Source organism: Agrobacterium sp. O3.4 (assembly GCF_041414895.1).
Lineage (GTDB): Bacteria > Pseudomonadota > Alphaproteobacteria > Rhizobiales > Rhizobiaceae > Agrobacterium > Agrobacterium cucumeris.
In genome coordinates, this window is sequence record NZ_JALPZP010000016.1 from 1 (window position 1) to 9,956 (window position 9,956).

The window sequence follows — 9,956 nt, forward strand, 5'->3', positions numbered from 1 at the left end:
CTCGTCAGCATGCCGCAGAATGCGTAGCTTGCGCTGTATCTCGCGCTGATCCTTGTTCATGTGCATCTCCATCGTCCCAGAATTGGGAAGCTAATGGAAATGTCCCGCGAGTACCGACATATCTACACGCCTAGGTGCTACGCTCGTGGCGAGACACCATGTCGTCAAGCATAGTCAACAGAAACTTTCGTTCTCCCCCAGACAAAGGACGCAGTAAACGTTCGATCGCCTCTTGGGCTGAGGGACCGAGGTCTTGGAACAGTTTCACTCCAGCATCGCTAAGGGTCAGTACGCGCCGACGTCGATCCGCGAGGTCGATCCGCCGCTGCACCAGTCCGCGTCCCTCAAGAAGTCCTATCACGAGTGCGGTCGTCGAGCGGTCGAGATGAACCAGGCATGCCAGGGTCGCCTGATCGATGGCGGGACAATGCGACAGCGTATAGAGCACACCGAACTGTGTCGTGGTTACATTGAACGCTTCGCATTCCCGAACGAAGATCCCGCTCGATAGCTGATGGCTTCGCCGGATCAGATAACCGGGACGGCTGTAAAGGTCGCGCAGCGGTCCCTCGGTATCCAGTTCCCCCCTGCCGAGATGTTCAGTGACCAGATGTTCCATGATGTCGGTAAACCGAGACACCTCGGACTGGTCGGCATCTCCTAGCAGGCTTTTTACGGCAGTTGCGGCCGGTTCCAGGGAGCGCTCGAACAGCGCCCTTCCTTTGGCGGAAAGGTTAAGTACGCGCCGGCGCCGATCCTCTTCGTGCATCACGCGATGCAGCAGTTCGCGCCGTTCGAGCAAGTCAACCACTAGTCCAGTCGTTGACCGGTCGAGCCCTACCAGACGCGCCATCCCGGCCTGGTCGAGATCGGCGACGCTGGCCAGCGCGAAGAGAATTCCGAACTGGGTAGATGTGATCCCGAGTTCCGACGTTTCGGCGGCAAAGATGGCGACCGCCGTCTGGTGGGCGCGGCGGATCTTGAATCCGGGGCGGTTATAAAGCCCCGACATCTGCGAGAACGAGACATCAGCATTGCAAACCGGTCGCTCACTTCCGTCGATCGTCAATTCATTTGTCATTCGTCAGATGCTCAACTTGCTCGGTCGAAGGATTGAGAAGTCATCCTACGATTCCTCGTCTCGTCAATATCCTATCTAACAAGGCCAGATCGCCACGACAATCCCGCAATACACATTTCTGGGGAAGTCGATTATCCGGTTGAAAATAGTAAGACGTCATGGTATTTAGATCGCAGTGGGAAGCGACGAGGCCGTCGAGACACGGCTAACCCGAATCTCAAGTGGCGGGGAATGGCTTGAAGAAGCTCAGGTAAAGCAAGGTGCCCGTCCTATTGCCGTCATCTCTTCGATGGGAATTTTCGGCAGAGAAACGGTCAATATACGTGATCAGACGTCATACTAAATCGCAGGAGGGTAATTTTCAGATGAAGGTCATCATTATCGGCGCCGGAATCGGTGGAATGACGCTGGCATGCAAGCTTGCGGCAGGGGGAATCGTTCCTGAGGTCTATGACGCAGCGCCGCAGTTGCAGCCGGTCGGCCTGGGAATCAATCTATTGCCGCATGCGAGTAAGGTGATGGCCGAGATCGGAGTACTCGGCGAGATCGCCCGCCGAAGTGTTGAAACCTATGAATCGACCTTCTTCAATCGCTTCGGCCAGCATATCTTTTCGGAGCCGGCGGGCCTCCGGGCAGGCTACGAACTCCCTCAATATTCCGTGCATCGCGGCGACTTGCATCAGTCGCTGCTGCAGCGCTTCGCCGAACTGGCGACAAAGCGACATCTTCATGCCGGCCATCAGTGCGTCGGATACGATCAGGACGACGGTGGTGTCACAGTGCATTTCCGGGACACGCTTGGCCAGAAGCTGTTGGAAAGCGTGCGCGGCGACGTTATGGTGGCGGCCGACGGCCTGCATTCTGTGGTTCGCAAGAGCTTGCACCCCAACGAGGGCGATCCGGTCTATTCCGGCGTTAACATGTGGCGCGGAGCAACGCTACATAAGCCGTTTCTTGATGGAGCCAATATGACGCGCATCGGCTGGCTGTCGACGGGAAAGCTGGTGATCTATCCTATCCGGAACGATGCCGACGGCCAAGGGAACCAGTTGATCAACTGGGTGGCCGAGATCGAAACCCCGACGTACAAGAAGAAGCGGGACTGGAACAAACAGGGTTGCTTCGACGACTTCATGTGGGCGTTTGAGGACATGAAGTTCGACTGGCTGGACGTGCCGGCGCTACTGCGCAGCACGGATGCGGTCATGGAATTCCCTATGGTCGATCAAGATCCGCTGCCGTTTTGGTCTCAGGGACGGGTGACGCTGCTAGGCGATGCCGCTCATCCTATGTACCCTCGTGGTTCTAATGGCGCAGGTCAAGCCATCCTGGATGGAAAGGTGCTGGGCGACGCGCTTCTGAGCGCTGAGAACCCGCGCGACGCCCTCAAGGCATATGAAGGAGAACGGCTGCCAATAACGGCCAAAGTAGTGCTCACAAATCGCTCTACACCGCCTGATATCATCCTCAAGGAGGTTTTCGAGCGCACCGGCGACAAGCCGTTCGACCGCATCGAGGATGTCATTTCCGCAGACGAACTTGCCAGCCTCTCTTCAAACTACAAGAAAATCGCAGGGTACGATCGCGAACGGGTTGCTCAAAGCTAAGATTCCCAAGGACTTGCGGCATTAGCGGGTGGAGAGAAATCAGCCATTAAGGCGGGGCAAATCTGTCAGCCGTTTTGGCAGACGTCCCGGCTAAGGGCTCGTCCCGTTCAAACCCAAAACTTAAGTAGATCGATTGAAGGGACCTTGTAGCATGACGAGCAACCAACGTGAGATATCGGCGGCAAAGACCGGGGCTGAATCGCTTCTATTGGGTCTCAAGCGGAACGGCATCGATTATATTTTTGCGAATTCGGGAACAGATTTTCCACCAATCATTGAAGCCTTCGTTGCATTGGGGGAGGACCTGACTCCGCGACCCGTGACGGTTCCGCACGAAACCGCCAGTGTCGCGATGGCCCACGGATACTATCTTGTCACCGGCAAACCGCAGGCCACGATGGTTCACGTTAATGTCGGACTCGCCAACTCCGTAATGGGAGTGATCAACGCTGCGAGTGATAATATTCCCGTCGTTGTTCTCTCTGGGCGTACCCCGATCACCGAAAGCGGCCGTCAGGGTTCGCGGGTAACCCCCATTCAATATGGCCAGGAGATGTATAACCAGTCGTCCTTGGTCAGCGACATCACCAAGTTTAATTATGAGATGCGCTATGCCGAGCAGGGAGAATTGCTGGCGACGCGTGCAACGCGATTGGCTGGCAGCGAACCCCGTGGCCCGGTTTATATCAGCTTGCCGCGCGAGCCGCTGATGGACACCATCCCAGCTTCCGCAACGGCCGCGGCGCCCGCGCAGTCCGTGTCGTCGCCCGCCTATCCGGATCCGGAAGCCGTAGCCGCTGCCGCAGCCTGGCTCGCTGGTGCGGCTGCGCCGCTTATCATCTGCCAGCGTGGCGATCCTCATGGGCGACTAGCAACGGAAATCGTTCAACTAGCAGATGAGTTCGCAGTCCCGGTGGTCGAACCCTTCACGATTCGAAATGTCATGCCGTCGGATCATCCAATGTTTCTCGGTTATGACGTGAAGGCGCCTCTCGCGGAAGCTGATGTGGTGCTCGTTGTCGACAGCGCCGTTCCGTGGATGGAATCGTTGCATCGGCCGCGCGAGGGAACCCGGATCATCCATCTTGGAAGCGATCCGCATTTTCAGCGCATGCCTATCCGCAGCTACCGCAGCGACCTTGCTATCGTTAGCGATCCCGCCGCGGGCGTGGCGTCGATTTCCGCGGCAATGCGGGCGCTCGCCGTAAATGCCGATGGCCGACGAGATGAGTTCGTAGCTCGGGCCGTACAACGGCGCGAACGCGCCGAAGCTTTGTCGGCGCAGGGCTGCGCATCCCCGATGACGACAGAATGGATGAGCCGGTGCATCGCAGACGCGATGGATGATCGCGCCGTGGTGTTTTCCGAACTCGGGGTCGCCCCAGACGCCATGCGCCTGTGCGGGCCTAACCGGGTCTTTACCGTTCCTCACAGTGGCGGGCTCGGATGGGGGGTGCCTGCCGCCCTTGGGGCCCAGCTTGCTGATCGGGAGCGCTTGTGCATCGCGTGCGTTGGGGATGGTTCCTATATGTTCGCTAACCCGGTAGCATGTCACCAGATCGCAGAGGCGCTCGAACTGCCGATACTGACGATCATTAAGAACAACGGGATCTGGAACGCCGTTCGTCGTTCCGTCGTCAGCAGCTATCCGAACGGTGCTGCCGTAAGAGCCAATCGAATGCCGCTGATCGACCTTGAGCCCGCTCCCGACTATCTGCAGATCGCCTCCGCAAGCCGCGCTTATGTCGAGCGTATCGAGCACGGGCGCGATCTTCCCGCCGCGCTCGAACGAGCTATCGGGGTCATTCGCTCCGAGCGGCGGCAGGCGGTACTCGAGCTGCGGATTGCGGTGTCTGACAGGCAGTGATCGTGGGCCTCCCTAAAATCGCGATTGTGACGAAGAAATGATCAGTTCCAATAATTTGGATTGTCAATCGGCGCGAAATGTTGACCCCTTATCGGCGTCCAATATTCACCCCCCCTGAAGACGATCAGCGCTTGGCCTGCCCGGCGCTAGCCGGGGTTGCAGAGGGTAGGCCAAGTGCGGGTGATGGGTATCTTCGGCTTTAGCTTTGAGAGCGGTTCTTGAAGCGCCAGGACTCGTTTCCTGTTTCCACGATCTCGCAGTGATGGGTCAGGCGGTCGAGGAGTGCCGTCGTCATCTTGGCATCACCAAACACCGACGGCCATTCGCCGAAGGCAAGGTTCGTGGTGACGATGATCGAGGTGCGCTCGTAGAGCCTGCTGATCAGGTGGAAGAGGAGATGACCTCCGGCCTGCGCGAACGGCAGATAGCCGAGTTCGTAGAGGATGATGAAGTCGAGGCGCGTAAGGTAATCTGCCATGCGACCTTGCTTGCCGTTGCGGATGAGAGCACGGGCAATCGCGATGGCCAGATGGCTCTTGCCGGTTCCCGTGCCGCCGACGAGGACGACGTTGCGCTGGTCGGCCACAAAGGTGCCGGTAGCCAGTTCTCGGACCAGGGGTTCATTCACGGGCGTGTCGGCAAAGTCGAAGTCGTCGATGTCCTTGGCGAGTGGCAGTTTGGCTATGCTGAGCTGGTAGCAAATGGAGCGTGCCTGCTTCTCGGCGATCTCCGACTGCAGGAGATCACCGACGATGCGTGGCGGTTCGTGCTGCCGTTTGATGCCGTTGCCCATGACCTCGTCGTAGGCGCTTCGCATTCCGTAGAGCTTCAGCGTGCTCATCAGTTCGAGAACCTGCGTGCGTTCCATTAATTTGCCCTCCTGAGCCTGTCGTAATGGGCGCAGTCGTCGACCGGCTCATGGGCAAGCCGAAGCGCATCCGGGATTTGCAGGGGTGCAGCAGGAGCCGGATCGCGGCTTCGAGCCAGAGTGTTGATGATCAGCGAGGCCGAGCAGACGCTGTGATCGAGCGCTTCCTGGCAGGCAGCTTCAACGGCGGTAAGACCATCAGCAGGAACACATCCGAGTATGCTGACCATCTGCCGATCACCGTCATCGACGCTCTTCAGTCGCTTGCGAACCTTTTCCATCGCGGCAGGCAAAACCCATTCCCGGAACGGAGCGCCGTTGCGCAAGGCACCGGGTTTGCGAGCGAGGACAGGGACATAGTGCCAGGGATCATAGACGGTCTCGCCACGGTTGGTGTTCAGCGACCGTCACTCCATCCTGTTTGATGACGACCCGATCAGCATAGGCATGGACCTCGAGGGGCGGCCGACTGCAGTCGATAGAACCGAGTATTTGTTGTTGTCGAAGCGGACGGTGCAGGTTTTGGATACTGACGCTGGCACACAATGGAAGCCGTCGAACGGCCCCACATAGCGCACGAGGCAGCCGCGTTCGGCCTCGAACATCTGCCGGATCGTCTGTCCCGTCTGTTCGGGATGGCTATGGGCCTTGGCATAGGCAACGCATTTGTCGAGCAGCCAGACATTCAGTTCCTCCAGGCTTTTGACCCTGAGGCGTGGTGTGGAAGAACCGCTCGCGCACGAGGCCGACCTGGTTCTCGACCTGCCCATTCTCCCAGCGGGATGCTGGCGTGCAGGCTACGGGATGGACGAGATAATGGCTGCACATCTGCAGGAAGCGGCGATTGTAGAGCCGTTCCCTGCCGATAAACACGGACTCGACCGCCGTCTTCATGTTGTCGTAGATCCCGCGCGTGCAGGTGCCACGGAAGAAGTCGAAGGCCTTGTCGTGCGCGTCGAAGACCATCTCCTAGCTCTCACGCATATAGGCCCGCGCGAACATCATCCGGCTGTGGCAGAGCCGGACATCGGCGACCTTCACCGTCGTCGTCACGCCCTGGATCAGGACGATCTCATGGCTCCAGTCGAACTGATAGGCTTCACCAGGTGAATAATAGAGCGGCACGTAGGCTTCCGCCGTCACAGCACCCCGGTCCTTCGACCATCCCTTCGCATAGCGCCGGATCGCATCGTAGCTGCCGTCGTAACCCAACGCGCGAAGCTCTTCGTAAATCCGGATCAGCGTCAGCCGTTCGCGAGATGGCTTGCCTTCATTCGTCGCCAGAAAGCGCTCGATCTCAGCCTTCCAAGCCCCGGTCTTCGGAAGCGATTGCCGCTCTCGCTCGTAGGAAAAGTCAGTCTCATCAGATCGTAGTATCTTGCGGACCGTGTTGCGAGAAACATGCAGCTCCCGGACGATCTTCTTCACCGACCAGCCCTGAACATGGAAGGCTCGACGAACACGCGCAATCGTATCCACTCGCTGTAAGCTGCAGGTGCCCTTGTGACATTTCGTGGTACGACTATAGCTTTTCGCGGAGCGCCTCGTAAGGCGTCTTTCCATTGAAGGCTCCGTGCGGTCGATGGAAGTTGTAGAATTGCTCCCATTGGTCAAGTTTTGCTTCGAGATCGACGTCATCCTTGTAGCTGAGCAGCTGGTAGAATTCCTGCTGATCTGATCGGTGTGAGCGCTCGACCTTGCCATTCAACTGAGGGGTGCCTCGTCTGATATATGCGTGGCGAATGCCCTTGTCCTCGACGTGCCAGTGGAATTTGGTGCGCATTTCGCAAAAACGGGACAGTCGTTCCGCTAAGTCGCGGACAGCAATTTCACTAATTCTGGGACAGCATGATGGGGTCGGTTTCCGGTTGCCTGGTTGAAGTCATTTGCGATTGATTTCGCCGTTTTCGTCGCTGGTCAAGAGTGGCGGTGTTTTTTGCTTTCTCATGCTGTCCCCTTCGAGCCCGATGCGATGGGCATTGTGGATGATGCGGTCGAGAATGGCGTCGGCGATCGTCGGCTCTCCGATCATGGCGTGCCATTGAGCGATGGGGAGTTGCGCGGTGATCAGTGTGGATTTCCGGCGATAGCGTTCCTCGAAGATTTCCAGCAGATCGAGACGCTGCTGGTCGTTCAGTGTGTGAGTGCCCCAATCATCAAGGATCAGCAGTTGCACCCGCGCCAGCTTGTCGACGAGCCGCGGGAAGCGGCCATCGAGGCGCGCCAAACTGAGATCCTCGAACAGACGCGGCATGCGCAGATAGAGCACCGAATGGTCGAGCCTCGCCGCCTGCCGTCCGAAGGCACAGGCCAGCCAGGTCTTTCCCGTGCCGGTCTGCCCGGTGATGATCAGGTTCTCATGAGCCTTCAACCATGCGCCTTGGGCCAGCGACATCGTGTTGCGCCGATCGAGCCCTCGATGGGCAGCGAAGTCAATATTCTCGATGCAGGCATCCGCAAAACGCAATCTCGACGCGGCGAGCCGATTGGACAAACGTTTGTCAGCGCGGATGGCCGCTTCACGATCGAGCATCAGACCGAGCCACTCATCGCGACTGAGATCGTCGGGGCTATTCTGTTCAGCCAGTTCCCGGTAGGCGGTCGCCATTCCGCCAAGGCCGAGGGCCTGCATCTGGTCGAGGGTGGGATGTGTCAGCATGGGTTGGTTCCTTTCCTTCACTGATAATAGGAGCCGCCGCGGATGTTGGTGTGCGGCGGTGTCGGTTTGACGGGCTCTGCGGTGGGCCTTGCCCGATCGAGACCGGATTTGAGGATGGCGTTGACGGAGGAATAGGTAATCGCGTTGATCATCAGCGCCCGCTCGCAGGCCGCCTCCAGACGCTCCCGCTCATAGCGGCGTGCCAGGGAGAGAATGCCGAAGGCGGAGCGGTATCCCTGCTCGGGATGAGGTCGGTCGCGCATCAGCCGCTCGACCAGAATGGCGGTGTTGACGCCGATCGTCATCGCCTGTCGGATCAGGCTTGCGGGTGTCGTGTTCGCATAGCGCTGGTGCGCCTTGGGCATGTGCTCGTTGACGGTGACATGACCGGAGCGCTGCGAGCGGCGGACGTGGCTGGCGACCCGCTTGTGGTCGTAGAAGATCTCAACCACCCGGTGGGTGAGCCGAACATCCACGCGCCGACCGATCAGCCCATGCGGCGTCGAGTAGAAGGTTCTGTCGACCTCGACGTGGTAGTCGGGGTGGACCTTCGCCGATTTCCATTCCGCATATTCGAACGGTGTCGATGGCAATGGCGACAAGGCCGTACGTTCAATCTCCTCGAACATCTCCCGACGGCTCTTGCCGACATGGCGCATGGGCCGGTTGTTCAGGTCCTCCAGGAGAACGGCGATTGCGGCATTCAGATCGGCGAGGCTGAAGAAGCGCCTGTTGCGCAGCCGGGCCAGGATCCAGCGTTCGACGATCAGCACCGCACCCTCGACCTTTCCTTTGTCTCGGGGCTTGCGGCTTCGGGTCGGCAGGATCGTTGTGTCGTAATGCTCGGCCATGGCGGCAAAGGTCTGGTTGAGCGTCGGCTCGAACCACAGTGCCTTGACGACGCCCGCCTTCAGATTGTCGCAGACGATCGCCTTCGGCACGCCGCCGAAGAAGCTCAGCGCCCGGCACTGCCCCTCGATCCAGTCAGGCAGCTTTTGACTGAAGCTGGCATGGGCGAAGGTGAAGGATGACGCGCCCAGCACGGCCACGAAGATTTGCGCCTGGCGGATGACGCCGGTATCGGGGTCGATGACGGGCAAGGTGTGGCCGGCATAGTCGGTCTGCATCACCGCGCCCGCCACGTGACGATTGCGGAATGTCGCGCTCGTGCGGCGCTGGAATATGCCGAACCTGTCGCAGAACCAAGTGTAGCCATAACCGTCGGGGTGGGCACCTCGATATTCCTGCCAAAGCAGCGTCAGCGTCACGCCCTTGCGCTTCAGCTCGCGCGCGATCATCGGCCAATCCGGCTCGATCAGATCCTGCGGCGGACGGCCCACCCTCCGGAATAGAAGCCCTTCAAGCGCCGCATCATCGTCACAACCAGGCGGAAGCGGCCAGCCCCAAAGCCCTGCCTCTCGCGCTCGCAACAGATAGGTCGAAACCGAGGTCTTGCTGATCTTCAGCCGTTCCGACACCGCACGCACGGAAAGCCCATGCTCATGCGTCAGCCGCAGGATCGATCGTATGTCCTTCACGCTCGTTCGTCTCGCTTGCTTCCGTCTTGGCATGGCCCCTCTCAACCCAATGATGAGAGGGCAAAATGCCAGAACGGCGCTCCCGAGAACCGACCGTCATATCCGCCCCGAAAACTGTCCGGGAATTAGCGGAATCACTGTCCCGTATTTACTGAAATCGCTGTCCGCGAATTACCGGAATCGGTGTCCGTGATTTAGTGAAACACGCAGAATTTGGCTTGGAATTCGTGGCCGTTGTCGGTCCTGATCTCATGGATTCGGAACGGGAACTTCTCGATGATGTGGTCGACGAAGTCGATGGCGCTAGCCTGGGTGTGTTTCTCGTAGATTTTCAGA

General features: G+C 58.9%; 6 protein-coding genes and 3 pseudogenes. 2 read left to right on the plus strand and 7 right to left on the minus strand.

All coding sequences use genetic code 11. The annotated features are described in order from the left end of the window. Window positions 1–130 precede the first annotated feature (130 nt). Window positions 131–1,081, minus strand: coding sequence for a MarR family winged helix-turn-helix transcriptional regulator (locus M0412_RS26225; RefSeq protein ID WP_269704293.1), 951 nt, complete (start codon window positions 1,079–1,081; stop codon window positions 131–133). A 365-nt stretch (window positions 1,082–1,446) separates the two neighbouring features. Between M0412_RS26225 and M0412_RS26230 the strand changes: the two genes are divergently transcribed. Both M0412_RS26230 and M0412_RS26235 read left to right on the plus strand, forming a co-directional pair. Further along, window positions 1,447–2,688 carry a flavin-dependent oxidoreductase gene (locus tag M0412_RS26230; protein ID WP_269704291.1) on the plus strand — a complete coding sequence of 414 codons (1,242 nt, stop codon included), beginning with the start codon at window positions 1,447–1,449 and terminating at the stop codon, window positions 2,686–2,688. 151 nt (window positions 2,689–2,839) lie between these two features. Next, complete coding sequence (locus tag M0412_RS26235; RefSeq protein ID WP_269704289.1) at window positions 2,840–4,555, plus strand: thiamine pyrophosphate-requiring protein; 1,716 nt, start codon at window positions 2,840–2,842, stop codon at window positions 4,553–4,555. A 199-nt stretch (window positions 4,556–4,754) separates the two neighbouring features. Here the strand turns inward: M0412_RS26235 and M0412_RS26240 are convergent, their stop codons facing one another. The 6 genes and pseudogenes from M0412_RS26240 to M0412_RS26265 form a co-directional block, all read right to left on the minus strand. Then, the gene (locus M0412_RS26240) at window positions 4,755–5,423 is read right to left on the minus strand and encodes an ATP-binding protein (RefSeq protein WP_269704287.1); all 669 of its coding nucleotides are present in this window, start codon (window positions 5,421–5,423) and stop codon (window positions 4,755–4,757) included. Next, window positions 5,423–6,902: pseudogene (gene istA, locus M0412_RS26245) on the minus strand (IS21 family transposase). Before istA (M0412_RS26245) ends, M0412_RS26240 begins: the two are co-directional and overlap by 1 nt. Window positions 6,903–6,945: 43 nt before the next feature. Further along, window positions 6,946–7,209, minus strand: a pseudogene (locus M0412_RS26250) (integrase core domain-containing protein); the annotation flags it as partial. Between the two features lie 96 nt (window positions 7,210–7,305). Further along, window positions 7,306–8,082: an IS21-like element helper ATPase IstB gene (istB, locus tag M0412_RS26255; protein WP_269704284.1), complete on the minus strand. Its 777-nt coding sequence runs from the start codon at window positions 8,080–8,082 to the stop codon at window positions 7,306–7,308. Between the two features lie 17 nt (window positions 8,083–8,099). Further along, a complete protein-coding gene (istA, locus tag M0412_RS26260; RefSeq protein ID WP_269704282.1) occupies window positions 8,100–9,653 on the minus strand; it encodes an IS21 family transposase in 1,554 nt (517 codons plus the stop codon). A gap of 176 nt (window positions 9,654–9,829) precedes the next feature. Beyond that, window positions 9,830–9,956: pseudogene (locus M0412_RS26265) on the minus strand (IS481 family transposase); the annotation flags it as partial.

Coding starts and splice junctions, on each gene's coding strand:
- istB (WP_269704284.1), bottom strand. CDS start 8,082: ATGCTGACACATCCCACCCTCGACCAGATGCAGGCCCTCGGCCTTGGC.
- istA (WP_269704282.1), bottom strand. CDS start 9,653: ATGCCAAGACGGAAGCAAGCGAGACGAACGAGCGTGAAGGACATACGA.
- M0412_RS26240 (WP_269704287.1), bottom strand. CDS start 5,423: ATGGAACGCACGCAGGTTCTCGAACTGATGAGCACGCTGAAGCTCTAC.
- M0412_RS26235 (WP_269704289.1), top strand. CDS start 2,840: ATGACGAGCAACCAACGTGAGATATCGGCGGCAAAGACCGGGGCTGAA.
- M0412_RS26225 (WP_269704293.1), bottom strand. CDS start 1,081: ATGACAAATGAATTGACGATCGACGGAAGTGAGCGACCGGTTTGCAAT.
- M0412_RS26230 (WP_269704291.1), top strand. CDS start 1,447: ATGAAGGTCATCATTATCGGCGCCGGAATCGGTGGAATGACGCTGGCA.